An 18,539-nucleotide genomic window follows, 5' to 3' on the forward strand; every position below is an offset into this window, starting at 1 on the left:
CCGGGGCACGGAGGCGCCTCGGCGGCCAATAAAAAACCGGCCTTGCGAAAACGCAAAAGGCCGGTAACGAACCGCGGCCTCATTTAGCGAATTCTTTAACGTGGCTGCAAGCCGGCCGGCCAAATCACCACGGAACACTTTTTCCTTATGCCTCTTGGCCGGGGTCGTCAATGCTTGGAACATCAGTTTTCAGGAAAACCCCTGCCTGCCAAAGCTCTTATAGCTGTGATTCCTGCGGAAAACCCACAAACTGCGGGGTTTCAGGGTTGGCATTGGTGTCGGGAGCGGTCAATGGTCATAGACCAAAATTTAAGTAAGTCACGGAGTTCAGTGTTATGACGCAGAGGGATGCAGGAATTCTGGCAGATGCGGATATCGCTGCGCTGTTTGAAAGCGGTTTGCTCAAATCCGCGCGTCCATTGGATGTGGATCAGATTCAGCCTGCCAGCCTTGATCTGCGGTTGGGTGCGAAAGCCTATCGTGTGCGTGCATCCTTCATGCCTGGCCCTGGTACACCAGTTATCGACAAGCTTGAACGCCTCAAGCTGCACGAGATTGATCTGACCGCTGGTGCCGTGCTTGAAACCGGCTGTGTCTACATTGTGCCATTGCTCGAAAGCCTGTCACTTTCGCCAGAGCTGTCAGCGTCAGCCAATCCCAAGAGTTCAACCGGTCGTCTTGATATCTTCACGCGCGTCATCACAGACGGGGCGCAGGAGTTCGACAAGGTTCCGGCTGGTTACAAAGGTCCACTTTATCTCGAAGTCAGCCCGCGTACCTTCCCGATTGTGGCCCGCACCGGTTCACGCCTGTCGCAAATCCGTTTCCGCAAGGGTCGTGCGCAACTGAGCGAAGCAGAACTCGCGACCCTTCATCAGAATGAAACGCTGGTCGCTTCTGAAATGCCGAATATTTCGGGTGGTGGTATCGCACTTTCGGTCGATCTGTCAGGTGGTGAAGACAAGCTCATCGGTTATCGCGGTAAGCACCATACGGCTGTTGTCGATGTCGATAAGCGCGCCGCGCATGACGTGCTGGATTTCTGGGAGCCTATCTATGATCGCGGGTCACGAGAGCTCGTGCTCGATCCTGATGAGTTCTATATTCTGGTTTCGCGTGAAGCCGTGCATGTGCCGCCGCTTTTCGCAGCTGAAATGACGCCTTTCGACCCGCTGGTCGGCGAATTCCGTGTGCATTATGCGGGCTTCTTTGATCCCGGTTTCGGTCACAGCTCCGCTGGTGGCACCGGAAGCCGTGCGGTTCTGGAAGTGCGCAGTCATGAAGTCCCGTTCATTCTCGAACATGGCCAGATTGTCGGCCGTCTTGTTTATGAGCATATGTTGAATCGCCCGAAGGCGCTCTACGGCGTTGATCTCGGATCGAACTATCAGGCGCAGCAACTCAAGCTCTCCAAGCATTTCCGGTGATTGCACTCTTCCTGATCCCGCTTTTATAAACTAGGGATGAAGTGGAGGAGACTGGAAGAGTGAAGCATGGGAAGGACGAGGTACGGGAAAACACAGTAGATCTGCCAAAGCAGCGTCTATTGGTGGGCATCGTTGCGCTACCGGGCTTTACACTGACGGCACTCAGTCTGTTTCTTGATCCGTTTCGACTGGCAGCCGATGACCGTGACAAGAGCCGTCAGATCCGGTGTGGGTGGAAAATCTGCACATTGTCAGGCGATCCGGTCACGTCCAGTTCCGGCATGGTCATTGAGCCGACCGCTCCCATCGGCGAACTTGATGAATGTGACTATGTGGCTGTGGTTGGCGGTTTGCTTGCACAATATCGCCCGCGTCAGCAGGCGCTGATTGATCTGATCAAGCGAGCCGACAAACGGGGCAAAACGGTGGTAGGCCTTTGCACGGCGGCGTTCCTTCTGGCCGAGGGCGGCTTGCTGGATGATCGCAATTGCTGTGTCAGTTGGTTTCACCGCGACGATTTCGTCGATCTTTTCGATGGCCATACGGCTGACACGACCAGCCTTTTTCACCGTAGCGGTCGGCACTATACCTGCGCAGGTGGGCTGGGCGCAGCCTCCTTGTCTCTATCGATCATCCAGAATGAAATCTCGGAGGAACTGGCGCGCAAAAGCGCGTCCATCCTGATGATCCCCTATGAGCTGGTGCGATCAGAGCAGCCAGCGCTCAGCTTCAATGGCGTTCGCTCGCCGATGATCCGCAAGGCGATCCGTATTTTCGAAGAAACGCTGGAAGAGCCGGTGCCGATGATCGATGTGGCGCGCAAGCTCGGCATTTCTGTACGCCAGATGGAGCGTGGTTTCCGCATGGCAGTAGGGCGAACAGCATTTGAGGTGCGCGAGGAGTTGCGGGTCAAGAAGGCGCGAGAACTGTTATCGGAAACCGGACTGTCGCTTCTGGAAGTGGCCGTTGCCAGCGGCTTTACCGATACGCGCAGCATGAACCGGTCGTTTATCAGGCAGAAGCAAAAAGCCCCGCGCGAATATCGTAAACAGCACTGAATTCCCGAGATAACTTGCGAATCCCGCACCGACCTCCTATTTTCCGCGACGAAACTGCCGCTCTGGCAGAAGATGAAGCTTTCGTTTTTTTACACATGTCTTAACGGAAAACCGGTTCCCACTTTTCCGAGGCATGCTTTGACGCAGGAGATTTGCATGTCTGATGGTGTGAACCGTTTTCTTGGCGATACGCCGGCGCGTGTGCTGATCAAGCTTGTGTTGATCTCGCTTGTGGTGGGCGTTGTGATGAGCGCATTCCACTGGACGCCGTATGATATCCTCTATGGCATCCGCGATTTTGTGTTGCGTCTGTGGAATATGGGCTTCTCAGCAATTGCTGGTTTTGCCGATTATCTCATTCTTGGTGCGGCAGTCGTTATTCCTGCCTTTATTTTGCTCCGCATCCTGAGTTACCGGAAATAATCAGAGCATTTGAGCCAAAACTGCGCTGCATTTTTGTGCCGACCAATGCTTCAATTTGAACCGCTCAGAAATCGGACAAATGCAGCAGAACGACACATTTATTCTTTCCCGGCGTGGATTTTTGGTCTTTGCCGGTGGTGCACTGGCTTTCGCCGCCTTGCCTGCAGGTTTTGCGGATGCCGCAGCAGACGTCGATCCGACAGAACTGTTCAATCAAATCCGCAAGGCCAACGGCCTGTCGTCGATGGCGACTGACAGCAAGCTCGAACAGGCCGCGCTTTATCAAGCAAGGCGTATGGCGAGCCACGGCAAGATCGGCCACTCGGTTGGCTGGGGCAATGGGTTCGTATCACGGCTGAAACAGGCGGGAATTCGCGGTCCCGCTGCGGAAAATGTTGCCTCTGGTCAGCCCAATACACAAACCGTTTTCGATGCCTGGATGAAATCGCCCGGCCATCGCAAAAACATGCTCGATCCGACTTTTCAGCATTACGGCCTTGCTTGGGCAACGCCTGAAAATAATCCGCGTCGCATTTACTGGGCGATGATGTTGGGGCTTTAGAGCGCGTCTCCCAAAAGTGGGAACCGGTTTTGGGAGACATGCTAAAAATAACAGTTAAAGCGACACGCTTTAACCTACTGACATAATGCTGTCAGACCTGCGACAATGCGGTGGCCGAATTTTCTGTCGTTTCCGGAAATTCCAGAGTAGAGCTTCCTCTTATTGCTAATCAGTTGTCGGGGTCAGCCATGGATCAGATGCTGCACGAAAAAGGCATCGTTTCCAGACCATTTGAAGTGACCAATCGCATGGTGATGATGATCGCCGTGCCGATGACGCTGGCCGCTATCACTACGCCTCTGCTGGGGCTGGTGGATATGGGCGTGGTCGGGCAGATGGGGCAGGCCGAACTGATTGGCGGACTGGCAATCGGTGCGCTGGTTTTCGATTTTCTGCTGACGATGTTCAGCTTCCTGCGTTCTGGTACGACCGGCCTTGTGGCACAAGCCATGGGTGCGGAGGATAAGGCGGAAGAACAGGCGATTTTCTGGCGCGTAATCATCATAGCAATCGTTGCCGGTTGTCTGATGATCCTGAGCCTGCCGCTTGTCCTCACTATCGCATCTGATTTTATTCATCCAACGCCCGCAACACAGGCAGCGATGGTGAGCTATGTTTCCATTCGCATGTTGTCGGCACCTGTCGCGCTGATCAATTATTCAGTGCTTGGTTTGCTGCTTGGCCGGGGGCAGGGTGTGCTCGGGTTGAGCCTTCAGGTGCTTATCAATGGCATCAATATTGTACTCTGTATCGTGCTCGGCCTGGAACTGGGTTGGGGTGTCGAAGGCGTTGCCTGGGCAACTGTGACCGGCGAAACGGTGGCCGCTATTGTCGGGCTGTTTCTTGTTATGCGGCATTTCCACAGGCAAACGGGACGCCACCCGGATATCAGGCACATTCTGCACAAGGCTGGCATTGTGCGGATGATCGCGCTCAATCGCGACATCATGATCCGCTCGATCCTGCTTTTGACGGCGTTTGCTTTCTTCACACGCGCTGGCTCGGAGCTTGGACCTGTGACGCTTGCAGCAAATGCGGTGTTGATGAATTTCTTCCTCATCTGCGGTTTCTTCCTTGATGGAATGGCCGCAGCTGTTGAGCAGATTGTTGGGCGTTCGGTCGGTGCGCGTCACAGCCCCGCTTTCGTGCGTGGTGCCAAGCTGACCTTCGTATGGGGGCTGGTCATGGCCAGTGCGATTGCACTGATCCTGATGGTGTTTGGTGATGCCATTATCGGCCTGCTGTCAAAGGCTGCGGACGTGCGTGATGAGGCGATCAAATATCTGCCGTGGGCGGCACTCACGGGCCTCACGGGCCTGCTCGCCTTTCATATGGACGGCGTCTATATCGGTGCAACATGGTCGCGCGACATGCGCAATATGATGTTCTTCTCGCTGATATTCTTTCTGGCGGTACTTTATGCAGCAAAGCCCGTGATGGGTAATCACGGGCTTTGGCTGGCAATCAATCTGTTTCTGTCGATCCGAGGTATAACACTTCTGACATTGCTGCCGCGCCGATACAGGTCTGAGTTTTTTGGAGCATGCTCAAGCAAAGTTTAATCAGGAAGGCGGCGTTCGGCCCATTCCTTCGTGTCGCGGTCACGCAGCGCGGCAATGTTTGCCACACCCTCGGCTTGTACGGCTTTGGAAAGCCCACGCAGGATTTCTGTTGCGAGGCCCGGCCCGCGATAGATCATGCCAGTATAAAGCTGCACGAGATCGGCACCAGCCTTGATCTTGGTGAGCGCTGTTTCGGTGCTGTCGATACCGCCCACGCCGATCAGAGGCATGTCAGGGCCGACACGTTCGCGCATACGGGCCAGAATGATGGTCGAACGCTCGAAAAGCGGTGCGCCGGAAAGCCCACCGGTTTCTTCGCGGTTCTCAGTGCTTTTCAGGCCAGCACGTGAAAGCGTGGTGTTGGAAACGATGATGCCGTCGAGCTTCTGCGCTTTAGCTTCCGCCGCGATATCATCCAGTTCTTCGTCAGAAAGATCAGGCGCGATCTTGAGGAAGACAGGTCGTTTCAGCGTGCACATCTTGCCTTCTTCGTCACGCGCTGCAAGCACGCGCGAAAGCAGTTCTCGCAATGCCTCGCGCGACTGAAGATTGCGAAGGCCCGGCGTGTTGGGCGACGAAATGTTGACGGTGAAATAGCGCGCAAGCTGATAGAACTTACGGATGCCAGCCACATAATCACCGATACGATCTTCGGTATCCTTATTGGCACCGATATTGACGCCGACGATACCACTTTTGCCTGCACGCTGGGACAGTCGCTTGAAAGCCGCATCATGACCTTCATTGTTGAAGCCAAGGCGGTTGATGACGCCGCGATCGTCTACCAGGCGGAAGATGCGTGGACGCGGATTGCCGCTTTGTGGACGCGGGGTGATTGTGCCGACTTCTGTGAAGCCAAAACCGATTTTCAGAAGCGCGTCCGGCACTTCGGCATTCTTGTCATAGCCCGCAGCCATGCCCAGCGGATTCGGGAATTGCAGTCCCGCAATCTTGACCGAAAGTGCAGGGTCATTGGGGCAGCTGCATGTGACGATGCCGGTTTTAAGACCAGCAATGGACAAACCATGCGCCTGCTCGGCATCGAACGAGAACAATGCCCGTCGCCCGATAAGTTCAAAAAGCCCGCTCATTTATCCTCAAGCTCCGGAAAGATATGGAGTCCATCTTTGTCGAGCGGCAATGGCTCAACTTTCGTGACTGCAGACATTGGCAGTGTCGCATAAAGATGCGGAAACAGTGCCCCGCCGCGCGAGGCTTCATATTTCAGTGCATCGCCTAAGGCAGTCACATCCACGCTTACCAGCAGCAGATCCGTTTGCCCGGCAAAATGTTTGGCGGCTGTTTCGCGCACCTGTGTATAGGTGGAGAAATGGATATAGCCATCGGCAATATCAACCGGTGCCCCGGTAAAAATGCCAGCCTCTTCTGCCTGCGCCCAGAGATCGCGCGGGGCGATCTTGTAGATGGTCGTTTTGGTCATGGCTGCTCTCTAGACCGAATTAACCAGAAAATCAAAGCATGACATGTTCGTTTTTCTTGCATAGCTCCCATATGTTGGGTGGAAGCTTAAAGTGCATCCCGAAAAGTGTGAAACGGTTTTCGGGCAAGATGTGCTTAAAATATGCTCTGAAGGAGATCGAATCATGTCTGGCAACACCATGCCGCTATTTCGCACACTCGCAGCCGTTTCATTGCTGGGTACAAGCTTTGTTGCAAGCGGGGCCTATGCTGAGGAAAATGGGCGTTATCGCCTTGAAGGCACCGAAACTGGTTATGTTCGGCTCGATACGCGCACCGGTGCACTGTCGGTTTGCAATGAGCAACAGGGACAGCTTATCTGCAAGATGGCGACCGAGGATCGGGAGGCTTACGAAACCGATCTTTCTGATTTGCAGGATCGGGTGAAGAAGCTCGAGGACAAGGTTACAGCCCTTGAAGCAGGTGGTGCATCAGCAGCAGCGTCCAAGCTGCCAACAGATGCAGAGTTTGAGCAGTCTCTTGGCTATATGGAACGTTTCATGCGTCGCTTCATGGACGTTACGAAGAGTTTCGACAGCGAAGCCGATAAGCCTACTGAGCGTACGGCGCCCGCTCAGTAACGAGTTGATAATATGGTGGGCCTTGCGCGCTACCTATGAAAATGCTTGCCTTCCCATGTCTGCTTCCTCCAATTAGTGGGGAGCAGCAGGGGAGGATGGTCCGGCAATGCAGGGCTGGGGAATTATAGGCGCGGCATTTTTATATCTGTTGATGTTGTTTGCGGTTGCAAGCATCGGCGACAGGCGCGCCGCACGCTGGAGCAGCGCTCCACGCCCCTATATTTACGCACTCAGTCTCGCGGTTTACTGCACGTCATGGACATTCTTCGGTTCGGTTGGCCTCTCGGCGCAGCGTGGACTCGAGTTTCTGGGCATCTATATCGGTCCAATTCTGGTCTTCACGCTCGGCAATCGCCTGTTGCGCCACATCGTACGATTGGCGAAGTCAGAACACATTACCTCCATCGCTGACTTTCTGGCTGCCCGTTATGGCAAGAGCTTTGGCGTGGCCTCGCTTGCTACCTGTATCGCAGCAGTCGGCTCCATTCCCTATATCGCGCTGCAACTTAAAGCGGTTTCCGGCAGCGTCGGGCTGGTGATGGAGCATTATGGCTCGGCCTTTGATCCGTCCTCGTTTGTCTTTGGCGATATTTCCCTGCCGGTGGCTGCCGTTCTGGCAGTCTTCGCCATTCTGTTCGGCACGCGTCACACAGATGCGACCGAACATCAGAACGGCCTTATACTGGCGGTTGCACTTGAATCAGTGATCAAACTTTCCGCATTTCTTGCAGTTGGTTTTGCCTGCACCTTCTTTGTTTTTGGCTCGCCGGGAGAATTGATCGAGAAGATTTCGCAATCGCCAGCAGCCCTTGATGCCTTTCACTATGAAACCTCAATCGGTACGTGGATCGTGCATACGACGTTGAGTGCTGCCGCCATCATCATGCTGCCGCGCCAGTTTCATGTGACGGTTGTTGAAAGCCGCAGTGAGAAAGAACTGCGTACCGCCTCATGGCTGTTTCCGCTTTATCTGATCCTGATCAATATTTTCGTTTTCCCGATTGCGCTCATCGGCGTCATGACGCTTGGCAATACAGTCAGTGGCGATCTTTATGTGCTGGCACTGCCACTATCAGCCGGTGCCCACTGGCTTGCGCTGATAGCCTTTCTCGGCGGGCTTTCAGCAGCCACGGCTATGGTTATCGTTGCTTGCGTGGCGCTGGCGATCATGATCTCCAATCACCTTGTGCTGCCGCTTATCATTCGCAGGCTCGCTGTTCGCCATCCGACTGAACAGCGCGATCTGACGATGATCATTCTCAATACGCGGCGACTGACGATCATCGGCATTCTGGCGCTGGCATTCGTCTATTACCGCATGGCGTCCAATAATATTCACCTCGCATCCATCGGTCTGATATCTTTTGCAGCCATTGCGCAGTTTATGCCCTCGTTTATCGGCGGGTTGTTCTGGCGCAATGCCAATGGACGTGGCGCAATGCTCGGCCTGTCTGCTGGCTTTCTGATCTGGTCCTATACGTTGCTTCTGCCAACCATGGCTCCGGAAGACGCGGAGATCCTGCGCGAAGGCTTTCTTGGTTTTACCGCCTTACGGCCTGAGGCCTTGTTTGGCACCGATGCTTTGCCTTTGACCAATGGCGTCATGTGGAGCCTTGCGGCCAACACCTTGTTTTACATTCTTGGCTCACTTTCACGTGCCTCCACACCGCTTGAACGTATTCAGGCAAGTATTTTTCTGCCGCGCTATTTTATTGGTACGCCGACCCTCAAGCGCTTTCGGACAACGGTTACGGTCGCAGAACTCAAAGCAACCATGGCCCGCTATCTCGGAGCCGAACGTGTTGAGCGGGCTTTCCTTCGTTTTGAAGGGCGAGAGCAGCGCAGGCTCGATCCCGGCATGACGGTGGACACACCGTTGATCCGCTATGCGGAGCAATTGCTGGGCACTGCTGTCGGTTCCTCGTCGGCGCGTCTCGTCCTGTCGTTGCTTCTCCAACGCAACGATGCCTCTGCGCGTGACGCACGGCAATTGCTTGATGATGCGTCTGTCGCCCTGCAACAAAATCGGGATCTTCTGCAAATTGCGCTCGATCAGATGGATCAGGGCATAACGGTGCTCGACAAGGATCTGCGGCTGACATGCTGGAACCGTCAGTTCCGTGCTCATTTTGATCTGCCGGATGAAGTGATGCAGGTCGGTATTCCGGTGTCCGAAATTGTCGAGCATCTGGCCAGCAGCGGCGATCTTGCCGTCAACGCGCAGCATTCGGTTATACGGTCTCTTGCAACCCTCAGACAGCCATGGCGCATGACGCTGAAATCGACCGGAAAGGTGCTGGAGATCAATTCTAATCCCATGCCGGATGGGGGGCTTGTCGCAACCTATACAGACATTACTGCCGAAGTTGAGGCCGATCTGATGCGCCAGAAGGCGGCCGAAGTTCTTGAACAGCGCGTCGCGGATCGTACTGCCGAGCTGACGCACGTGAACCAGAAGCTTGCAAAGGCACAATCCGCAGCCGAAGAAGCAAACCTTGGCAAGACACGGTTTCTGGCTGCAGCTGGCCATGACATTTTGCAGCCTCTCAATGCTGCACGGCTTTACAGTACAGCGCTGACAGAAAAGCTTGGACGTGCAGAAACCAGCCAGCTCGCCCGCAACATCGATTCTTCACTTGAATCGGTCGAGGCTATCCTGGGCATGGTGCTCGATATATCGCGGCTCGATACGGGCGCACTCAAGCCGGAAGTTTCGGTCTTCCGTCTCGATAAGCTTCTAAGTCAGATTGCGACAGATTTCACACCGATGGCTCGTAAAAAGGGGCTTAAACTGCGGGTGGTGCCGTCGAGTATCGTGGTGAAGACAGACCGCAACATGCTGCGACGCCTCATCCAGAATCTGGTTTCAAATGCAATCAAGTATAGCCGTAAGGGTGGCATTCTGTTTGGTGTTCGCCGACGTGGCGATTTTATTGAATTGCAAGTGCTTGATACCGGGATTGGCATCCCGCAGCAGAAACTGAAACTGGTTTTCCGTGAGTTTACGCGTCTTGATGAAGGCATGCGTGAGGCGGAAGGCCTTGGTTTGGGCCTTTCCATTGTCGATCGTATTGCACGTGTATTGTCGCTGCCCCTGACACTATCCTCAACGCCAGGGAAAGGCAGCGTTTTCACGCTGCGCATTCCAATCAGCGCAGCACCTGCTCCTATGGAAGAGGTTGCAAGCCGCACGGGCGTGAAGCGTGCGTCGAGCCTCACCGGCCTTGATGTGCTTTGTATCGACAACGACGCCAATATTCTGGCCGGGATGGAAACGCTTCTGACTGGCTGGGGCTGCAATGTAACCACGTTGCGTGGCGGTTCCGAGCTGAAGGTATTCTGTGTCGAGCGGGAAGTTCCGCCAGACATTATTGTCGCCGACTATCATCTCGATAATGAAAACGGGCTGGACATGATCGGCTTTGCGCGGGAAAGCTTCAAACATGAAATTTCGGCTATTCTGCTGACAGCTGATCGCTCCAAAGAAGTTCGCAAGCGTGCTGACGATGAAAATGTCATCGTCCTGCACAAGCCATTGCGCCCGGCAGCGTTGCGCTCGCTTCTATCGAGTGCACTGCATCAGCGCGAAACCGCTTCCAGCCGTCCAACAGCCGCAGAGTGACTTATTAGCATTTCCAGCAAAGGTACGAAACGCCTACACGGGAAAATCAGTCCACTGGACTGATTTCTTATCCCGCTTCGATGCGTGAGGTAAATGCGTAAAAACAAATAGTTTCAGCTGGCTTCTGAGGTCAGCGCGTCGCTGCCTATGCGCGACAGAAGGATGACCGCCTGTGTGCGACTATCAACGCCGAGCTTTTGCAGAACGGCGGAGACATGCGCTTTGACCGTCGCTTCTGATACATTCAGTTCGTAGGCGATCTGTTTGTTGAGCAGGCCTTCGGCAAGCATGGTCAATACGCGTGTCTGCTGGGGTGTGAGTGTTCTTATCTTGTTGATGAGCGCTTCGATTTCAGGATCATGTGCCTGATCGAGATCAATGTCGGACGGTGTCCAGATATCGCCTGCGATCACGGCGTGCACAGCCTCGCCGATGGTTTCCATACTTGCGGATTTCGAGATGAAGCCTGATGCACCTAATTCGACCGCGTGCCGGATTGTTGCTGCGTCATCGGTGCCTGATACAATAATGACCGGCAAAGCAGGCTGAAGTGCTTTCAACGTGACCAGGCCAGAAAGGCCAGTCCCGCCAGGCATGGTCAGATCAAGCAAAAGCAAGTCGATATCGTCGCGTTCTACGACGAGCTTTTTCGCTGCATCGAAATCGCCGACTTCAAGGATTTCTGCTTCTTCAGGAAGGCTTGACAGAACCTGTCGCAACGCACCTCTGAAAAGCGGATGGTCGTCAGCGATAATGAATTGCATAAGCCTCGCACGCCATTCTGAAAGTCCTCCCCATGCGCTGCACTTTACATGCAGCCTTTCCGTTTTATGCCGATTTTTGTTCCGGGCAACCAAAAATAGCATTGCTTAGCTGGATTCATATGTCGCATTGCCGCCTTCTGGCCGTATTGTGTGCTAATTTCAGTGATGAACAAGAGCCTTCCCGGCAAAACGGGGAATGCTCCAGAGCGCATCCCGAAAAGTGTGAAGCGGTTTTCGGAACAAGATGCGCTTAAACAAAGAGACAGAACATTTCTAACAATTCAGTTTAAACTGGAAATGCTCTAGCGGGAACGAAAAGGCATTAAATGACGCGCAATACGCTTTATCCGGAAATCCAGCCCTTCAAGGAAGAGATGCTGCAGGTTTCGTCATTACACCGCATCCATGTCGAGCAGTGCGGCAATCCTGATGGCAAACCTGTTATCATGATCCACGGTGGGCCGGGCGGCGGCATCACGCCCGCCATGCGTCGCCTGCATGATCCAGAGAAATACCGCATCATCCTTTTTGATCAGCGCGGCTGCGGTCGCTCTACACCGCATGCAGAATTGCGCGAGAATACCACCTGGGATCTGGTGGCCGATATGGAGCATATTCGTGCACATCTGGGCATCGACAAGTGGCAGGTTTTCGGTGGCTCATGGGGCTCGACGCTGGGCCTTGCCTATGCGGAAACCCATCCGGAACGCGTGTCGGAAATCATCTTACGCGGCATTTTCATGGTGCGCCGGTTTGAAGTCGACTGGATGTATTCCAACGGTGCGAGCATCATTTTCCCCGATCACTTCGAGGCCTATCAGGAGCATATCCCTGAGGAAGAACGCGGCGATATGATCGCAGCTTATTACAAGCGTCTGACCGATCGCGATCCGCAGGTGCAGCTTGCAGCTGCCCGTCTATGGGCGCGATGGGAAGGTTCAGTGCTCTCGGTGCAGCCTGATCCTGCTCGTGTTGAAGCTTTTGGAGAAGATCATCACGCCATCGCCTTTGCACGTATCGAATGCCACTATTTCCAGAACGGTGGCTTCCTTGAAAGCGATGACCAGCTTCTGCGGAATGTCGAACGTGTCCGGCAGATTCCGGGCGTGATCGTCCATGGCCGCTATGATATCTGTACGCCATTCATCAATGCATGGCAGCTCAAGAAGATGTGGCCAGAAGCTGATCTCAAAATTGTTGAAGACAGCGGTCACGCGGTGACCGAGCCCGGAATTACGCATGAGTTGATTGAAGCAACCAAGCGGTTTGCTGCTTAAATTTGTTTTAGGAGACGCATCTTTTGCGTCTCCAGCTCCCAAACATTAGCAAATTCAAAAAAAGACACTTCTAAACGGTGCATTTTGCACAGTTCATCTTTTCTTCGGTTATTTTAGCCTACAAACTAGCGAGTGAACATTTGTGATCATCCCTGATCTCATCGGTTCACAGCGAGAAGTTTATCTGGCGAACCTTATCCGCAGCAAAGACGGCCCGGTTTGAGTTCGTGTTCGAGAGGGATACAGGCTAATGTTGAAAGAATTCAGAGAATTTGCTCTCAAGGGCAATATGGTCGATCTGGCCATCGGTGTTATCATCGGCGGGGCGTTCGGTGGCCTCGTCAATTCCATCGTCAATGACATTATCATGCCGATCATCGGTTTGTTGACGGGTGGTATCGATTTCTCCAATATGTTTATTCAGCTTGCTGGGGATCCGAAGACCACGCTGGCTGCAGCTCGTGAAGCCGGTGCGACCATCGCTTACGGCAATTTCGTTACGCTGCTTATCAACTTCCTGATCATTGCATGGGTTCTGTTCCTCGTCGTCAAGGGCATGAACAGGCTCAAGAAGAAGGAAGAAGCCAAGCCGGAAGCTGCTGCAGAGCTGCCGCGCGACGAAGTGCTGCTCGCCGAAATCCGCGATCTCCTCGCAAAGCAGAGCAAAGCCTGATTTTTCCCAGAATAGGCGACCCAAAATTTTTGACAAACGACGGAGCCTTCATGGCTCCGTTTTTTGTGCGCGCCTTCCCAAGGTGAGAACCGGTTCGACCCATCAATGTGGTTGATCGGATCATCACAAAATGCCACGTGATTTCATGATTGCTCCTTGCTAAGCAGGTGTAATCAAAATCGAATTTTATGTGGGAACAAATGACGCTTATCGCCAATCTTCGCCGTGAAGCAGCTCAATCACCTGAAAGCGGCATTGTTGCCGTTGCCAATCACGGTCGTGGCAAAGAGGGCCTGATTCCGTTGTGGGTCGGTGAGGGCGATCTTTCCACGCCGGATTTCATCCGCGAGGCAGCTCAGAAGGGAATTGCCGACGGCGAAACCTTCTACACATGGCAGGCTGGTATTCCTGATCTGCGCGAGGCTCTTGCTCGCTATCATGCGCGCCATTTTTCTCAATCCTTCACGCCCGATAACTTCTATGTCACTGGTTCGGGCATGCACGCCATCGAGATGGCGCTGAAGGCAACAACGGGTGCAGGTGAAGAAGCGATTTATCTCTCACCGGCCTGGCCCAATTTTGTTGGCGCAGCGGGACTTGCCGGTGCGGTTCCAGTGCCCGTGGAACTTGAATTCGGTGCCAATGGCTGGGTGCTTGATCCTGAGAAGATCGCCGCAGCCGTCACCCCACGCACGCGCGCGATATTTATCAATACGCCATCCAATCCGACCGGATGGACTGCGGATCGCGAAACACTGCGCTTTATTCTCGAGATGGCGCGCGAGAAGGGCATCTGGATCATTGCCGACGAGATTTACACCCATTTCTATTACGGTGGCGGACGCGCACCTTCTTTCATGGACATCATGGAACCCGACGACCGCATCATCTTCGTCAATTCGTTTTCCAAAAACTGGGCGATGACTGGCTGGCGCGTGGGTTGGATGACCGTTCATCCTTCGATTGGCCCCGTTGTTGAAAATATGATCCAGTATTCTAATTCCGGTGTTGCGCAGTTCATGCAGCGCGGTGCGGTTGCGGCGCTCGACCACGGCGATGATTTTATTGCCATGCAGGTTGAACGCGCGCGCTCAACACGAGATCATCTCTGCGCAACTTTGCAAAGCACTGGAAAGGTCCGTCTCACGCCGCCGCAGGGGGCTTTCTATCTGTTCTTCGGTGTGGATGGTGTGACGGATTCGGTCAAGGCTGCAATCGACATGGTTGATAATGCCAATGTAGGCCTTGCACCGGGCAGTGCATTCGGGCTTGGCGGCGAAGGCTTTTTCCGCCTCTGCTTCTGTCGCGATCAGCAGCAGGTGGATGAGGCCGCTGCAAGATTGGTTCGCTGGATTAATGATCTCTAAAAACAAAAAAGGCCGGTTTTTACCGGCCTTTTTCAATTCTATATACTGTGTTTATCAGCCGCCTGCTTTTGAAACCATCAGCGGAATAACGCGGTCGGAATTTGCAGCTTTTGGTGCATCCGGTTCAGCAAATGGAATGCCGAGCGTATTCCATACTTCCAGCAACGCATCCTTGAGGCCGTCTATCAGCAGGTCGTCATGCAATGGCGACGGTGTGATGCGAAGGCGTTCTGTGCCGCGTGGCACAGTCGGATAGTTGATCGGCTGGATATAGATGCCGTGTACGTCGAGAAGACGGTCGCTGGCTTTCTTGCACAGTTCAGGATCGCCAACCAGAATTGGCACGATGTGGGTTTCCGACGGCATGACCGGGAAACCGGCAGCCGAAAGAACATCCTTGGCGCGCTGCGACTGGCGCTGCTGACCATCGCGCTCGACCTGCGAAACCTTCAGGTGACGGATCGCAGCGGTAGCGGAAGCGGCAACTGCCGGCGGAAGTGATGTTGTGAAGATGAAGCCCGGCGCATAGGAGCGAACGGCATCGATGATAGCGCGTGAACCGGTAATATAACCGCCCAGTGCTCCGAATGCCTTGGCAAGCGTGCCTTCGATAATATCCATGCGATGTGCAAGACCGTCGCGTTCGGTAATGCCGCCGCCGCGCACGCCATACATGCCAACTGCATGAACTTCATCGATATAGGTCATGGCGTTATACTTGTCGGCCAGATCGGCAATCTTCTCGATCGGCGCAATGTCGCCATCCATCGAATAGACAGATTCAAACACGATCAGCTTGGCGCGGGAATGGTCTGCGGCCTTGAGCAACTGTTCCAGATGCTCGACGTCATTGTGACGGAAAATCTTCTTTTCTGCACCCGAACGACGCACACCTTCGATCATCGAAGCGTGGTTCAGTTCGTCAGAAAGGATCAGGCAGTTTGGAAGCAAACGTGCAATGGTCGAAATCGAGGCTTCGTTGGACACAAAACCGGACGTGAAAACGAGGCCAGCTTCCTTGCCATGCAGGTCAGCAAGTTCGGCTTCAAGTTCTACAAGTGGGTGATTGTTGCCCGAAATATTGCGGGTGCCGCCTGCGCCGGAACCAGTGCTGTTGGCGGTCTCGCACATCGCCTTAATCACATCAGGATGGTGCCCCATGCCAAGATAGTCGTTCGAGCACCAGACGGTGATCTCACGTGCAATGCCATTGTTGCGCCAGGTAGCTCGGGGGAAACGTCCAACAATGCGTTCAAGATCGGCAAAAACGCGGTAACGCTTCTCGGCGTGCAGCTGGTCGATCGCTTCTTCAAAAAACCGGCGATAGTCCATTATACGCTCCTTGTTATTGCTCTAGTACCGCTTTTGCGTGTTTGCGTCCATGGCGCAATGGCGGGCAATTTGCCACGCTTTCGTGAAGCTGCATTGATCAAAATCAAACAAATAGCCGGTTTTCAGCGCTTGGATGAAAAAGTTGGTCATTTCGTCATGAGGCGGAAAATGAATTTGGGTGCCATATCTCTGCGGCGAACATAAACGCGCGGCATGCCGAAGCGATCGTCGCTTGCACGCGCCCGTGCATGAACGGTCGTTGTCGCAGTTTCAAAACCAGCGTCGCGGCACATGTCGCGGTGGGTCTGGTGATTCCCACCATAGGGATAAGCGAAGTTTGTCACTTCTGATCCGAGCATGTCTTCAAGCATGGTTTTGGACTGCACGATCTGTCGACGAGCTTCTTCTTCGGGCGTCTTTTCCAGATTAACATGGTCGACTGTATGTGCACCGACTTCATGACCCAAGGCCGCCCATTCGCGCATCTGTGTCACCGACATGCAGGGTGTCGAGGGAACACCCATGGCCTGATCCCAAATATTGCTGCCGCCAACCTGATTTGCGACGAAGTAATTGGTTGCGGTAAAGTTGAACTCCGCAAGAACCGGCAGGGCATTCTCATAATTATTGAGAAACCCGTCATCGAAGGTGATGACTGCAACCTTCCCGATCTTCTCGCCTTTGATATAGGGCATAGCGTTTCGCAGCGAGAGGCCCTGATAGCCGAGCCGTTTCAGCCACGCCATCTGGCTGCGGAACTTGTCCGGATGAACCCAAAGGCCGCGAAACGGGATCTTCTTGTGCGGCAGAGGTGCAATCTGGTGATAAAGAAGAACGGGGACCGCCATTTGTCTCACTTCGATCTTGAGGAGAAGCCGCGCACACGCATCCGGTAGATAGGGCGCATGATTTCCCTTTTAAGCTTATCGGAAAGGGATTTCTTGTGCTGAATGGTCGTGCCGCCAAGCTGCGCAGAAATTTCTTTCACGCCACCAGGAATGACTGCGAGCGGCTGTAAATCAGTAACCCAACGCATCTGAATTGTCGTGTCGACAGGACGATCAAATCGTTCTGTGATTGCAAGCAGCTTTTTAGCAGCATCGAAACTTACAAGCTGTGCGACCATGCCAAGCCCAATCGGGTTTGGAATGATGATACGCACTTCATTGTTACGGAAAACTTCGCGTCCATCCTCGCGGTCATCGCGGAATGTAAAGCGTACGAAACTGCCGGGCTCAAAATGATTGCTGACCGCATGGAAGGCAGCATTGAAAACATCAGTGAGTTCAATATCGTCTTCAATGACGAAGCCTGCGTCCAGTTGTTGGTCGACGATGGCCTGCCATGCTTTGCGATGGGACAGGAAGCAGGCAATTTCGTTCTTGCTAAGCTCAAACGGATAGCGCGGTGCATGAAGCTTGTGTTTGTAAACGCGGCCTATCTCAGCGTCTGTGAGGGTGCGGCTATCAACAGCATCGATTACTTCCGTTTTTACTGGCAGCTCGTGAATGAGTTTATCCACTTGCGGCTTGCGGTCAGTCGCGCGCGTCAAATGAATGATGAAAGCCTTGATGTTCATGTAAAACCTGAGCGCGCAAAAAGTAATTTCAGCCGAAGCGGATTTCTATATCTGCCATGCGCATGATTTTCGCAAGTCGCACTTATTAGAGCGCGTTTCGATCTGATTGAATCAGGTCGGCGCTCCAATCATTTGTTTTCACGCGCATCTTGTCCGAAAACCGTTTCACACTTTTCGGGATGCGCTCTAACCTACTTTATGAAGAAGCCCCGCGGCGATCTTTTCTTCAATCCATTTTCGTTCGGCATTCCAGTCATGGCGCTTCCAGCCTTCCCAGCTGAATCCGCAAATCTTGATATCCCACTCGGGCTGCGAGTATTTGCGTAAAGCCAGCCAGATGCCAAAGAACCCAGTGCTTGGGAAAACCTCTTTCATCCGATCGGCGCTGATACCAAGCTCGTCGCAAACAGCAAAATAGTCCTGCGATGGCATGATGCGGATTTTCTTGCCAGCCCGGCCGAAATAGTCAATCGCCTCATTGGTCCAGTCGGCGCGGCGACCTTTGAGCCGTGACAGAATGTTTGGGTGATGATGAAACCGTTTGATGATGCTTGGGTGGAAGGCAAACAGCATTTCCGGGGTATTGCGAACAATTTCCGAATTGATGAAGGCTGGATCCTTGATCCACTGTTCCATCTGCTTGCTCGAGGTGGCGAGCATAAGCATGTCGGTCTTTGTACCGCTCATTCCGAGAGAGACGCGCGGTTCATTGAAACGAAGGACAAGATCGGCAGCGTCAATTTCAGCGGACAAATCATGGTCAAGGGGGCCATTGCCGACAATAAATATCGTTTTGTTCATATGTTAGGGAATCTTATCCTGTTAAGTCAGAT

The 18,539-nt window shown here is 53.6% G+C and carries 17 protein-coding genes and 1 riboswitch; of the genes, 10 read left to right on the forward strand and 7 right to left on the reverse strand.

Annotated features, from left to right (window positions below; genetic code table 11):
• Positions 1–61: 61 nt before the first annotated feature.
• A riboswitch (SAM riboswitch) is annotated at positions 62–141 on the reverse strand.
• A gap of 194 nt (positions 142–335) precedes the next feature.
• From ACSME1_RS08875 to ACSME1_RS08895, 5 genes are all read left to right on the forward strand, one after another.
• Positions 336–1,427 carry a 2'-deoxycytidine 5'-triphosphate deaminase gene (locus tag ACSME1_RS08875; RefSeq protein ID WP_024897809.1) on the forward strand — a complete coding sequence of 364 codons (1,092 nt, stop codon included), beginning with the start codon at positions 336–338 and terminating at the stop codon, positions 1,425–1,427.
• Positions 1,428–1,468: 41 nt separating this feature from the next.
• Entirely contained in the window at positions 1,469–2,485 is a 1,017-nt protein-coding gene (locus ACSME1_RS08880; RefSeq protein ID WP_024897808.1) for a GlxA family transcriptional regulator, read from the forward strand.
• A gap of 156 nt (positions 2,486–2,641) precedes the next feature.
• Positions 2,642–2,908: a DUF6460 domain-containing protein gene (locus tag ACSME1_RS08885; protein WP_007873508.1), complete on the forward strand. Its 267-nt coding sequence runs from the start codon at positions 2,642–2,644 to the stop codon at positions 2,906–2,908.
• A gap of 79 nt (positions 2,909–2,987) precedes the next feature.
• Positions 2,988–3,470, forward strand: coding sequence for a CAP domain-containing protein (locus tag ACSME1_RS08890; RefSeq protein ID WP_024897807.1), 483 nt, complete (start codon positions 2,988–2,990; stop codon positions 3,468–3,470).
• A 188-nt stretch (positions 3,471–3,658) separates the two neighbouring features.
• Positions 3,659–5,032 (forward strand): MATE family efflux transporter, encoded by a 1,374-nt coding sequence (locus tag ACSME1_RS08895; protein WP_435654914.1) that lies wholly within the window; start codon positions 3,659–3,661, stop codon positions 5,030–5,032.
• Here ACSME1_RS08895 and ACSME1_RS08900 read toward each other — a convergent pair.
• The gene (locus tag ACSME1_RS08900; protein WP_024897805.1) at positions 5,029–6,123 is read right to left on the reverse strand and encodes a quinone-dependent dihydroorotate dehydrogenase; all 1,095 of its coding nucleotides are present in this window, start codon (positions 6,121–6,123) and stop codon (positions 5,029–5,031) included. The genes ACSME1_RS08895 and ACSME1_RS08900 overlap by 4 nt on opposite strands.
• Complete coding sequence (locus ACSME1_RS08905; protein WP_024897804.1) at positions 6,120–6,473, reverse strand: DUF952 domain-containing protein; 354 nt, start codon at positions 6,471–6,473, stop codon at positions 6,120–6,122. The genes ACSME1_RS08900 and ACSME1_RS08905 overlap by 4 nt, the downstream gene beginning before the upstream one ends.
• Positions 6,474–6,636: 163 nt before the next feature.
• Between ACSME1_RS08905 and ACSME1_RS08910 the strand changes: the two genes are divergently transcribed.
• Positions 6,637–7,092, forward strand: coding sequence for a hypothetical protein (locus ACSME1_RS08910; RefSeq protein ID WP_435654915.1), 456 nt, complete (start codon positions 6,637–6,639; stop codon positions 7,090–7,092).
• Positions 7,093–7,198: 106 nt separating this feature from the next.
• The gene (locus tag ACSME1_RS08915; protein WP_024897802.1) at positions 7,199–10,714 is read left to right on the forward strand and encodes a PAS domain-containing hybrid sensor histidine kinase/response regulator; all 3,516 of its coding nucleotides are present in this window, start codon (positions 7,199–7,201) and stop codon (positions 10,712–10,714) included.
• 113 nt (positions 10,715–10,827) lie between these two features.
• Here the strand turns inward: ACSME1_RS08915 and ACSME1_RS08920 are convergent, their stop codons facing one another.
• Entirely contained in the window at positions 10,828–11,478 is a 651-nt protein-coding gene (locus ACSME1_RS08920) for a response regulator transcription factor (protein WP_024897801.1), read from the reverse strand.
• Between the two features lie 326 nt (positions 11,479–11,804).
• Between ACSME1_RS08920 and pip the strand changes: the two genes are divergently transcribed.
• The 3 genes from pip (at position 11,805) to ACSME1_RS08935 (ending at position 14,795) form a co-directional block, all read left to right on the forward strand.
• A complete protein-coding gene (pip, locus tag ACSME1_RS08925) occupies positions 11,805–12,755 on the forward strand; it encodes a prolyl aminopeptidase (RefSeq protein ID WP_024897800.1) in 951 nt (316 codons plus the stop codon).
• 250 nt (positions 12,756–13,005) lie between these two features.
• Positions 13,006–13,428, forward strand: coding sequence for a large conductance mechanosensitive channel protein MscL (mscL, locus tag ACSME1_RS08930; RefSeq protein WP_024897799.1), 423 nt, complete (start codon positions 13,006–13,008; stop codon positions 13,426–13,428).
• A 200-nt stretch (positions 13,429–13,628) separates the two neighbouring features.
• Positions 13,629–14,795, forward strand: coding sequence for a pyridoxal phosphate-dependent aminotransferase (locus ACSME1_RS08935; RefSeq protein ID WP_024897798.1), 1,167 nt, complete (start codon positions 13,629–13,631; stop codon positions 14,793–14,795).
• A 54-nt stretch (positions 14,796–14,849) separates the two neighbouring features.
• Here ACSME1_RS08935 and hemA read toward each other — a convergent pair whose 3' ends face one another.
• The 4 genes from hemA to ACSME1_RS08955 form a co-directional block, all read right to left on the reverse strand.
• Positions 14,850–16,127 (reverse strand): 5-aminolevulinate synthase, encoded by a 1,278-nt coding sequence (gene hemA / locus ACSME1_RS08940; RefSeq protein WP_024897797.1) that lies wholly within the window; start codon positions 16,125–16,127, stop codon positions 14,850–14,852.
• Positions 16,128–16,273: 146 nt separating this feature from the next.
• Positions 16,274–16,975 (reverse strand): polysaccharide deacetylase family protein, encoded by a 702-nt coding sequence (locus tag ACSME1_RS08945; RefSeq protein WP_024897796.1) that lies wholly within the window; start codon positions 16,973–16,975, stop codon positions 16,274–16,276.
• Positions 16,976–16,980: 5 nt separating this feature from the next.
• Positions 16,981–17,706: a glycosyltransferase family 25 protein gene (locus ACSME1_RS08950; protein WP_024897795.1), complete on the reverse strand. Its 726-nt coding sequence runs from the start codon at positions 17,704–17,706 to the stop codon at positions 16,981–16,983.
• Between the two features lie 186 nt (positions 17,707–17,892).
• Positions 17,893–18,507: a glycosyltransferase family 29 protein gene (locus ACSME1_RS08955; RefSeq protein WP_024897794.1), complete on the reverse strand. Its 615-nt coding sequence runs from the start codon at positions 18,505–18,507 to the stop codon at positions 17,893–17,895.
• Positions 18,508–18,539: the final 32 nt, after the last annotated feature.

The organism is Brucella pituitosa, assembly GCF_965577835.1.
Classification (GTDB): Bacteria; Pseudomonadota; Alphaproteobacteria; order Rhizobiales; family Rhizobiaceae; genus Brucella; species Brucella pituitosa.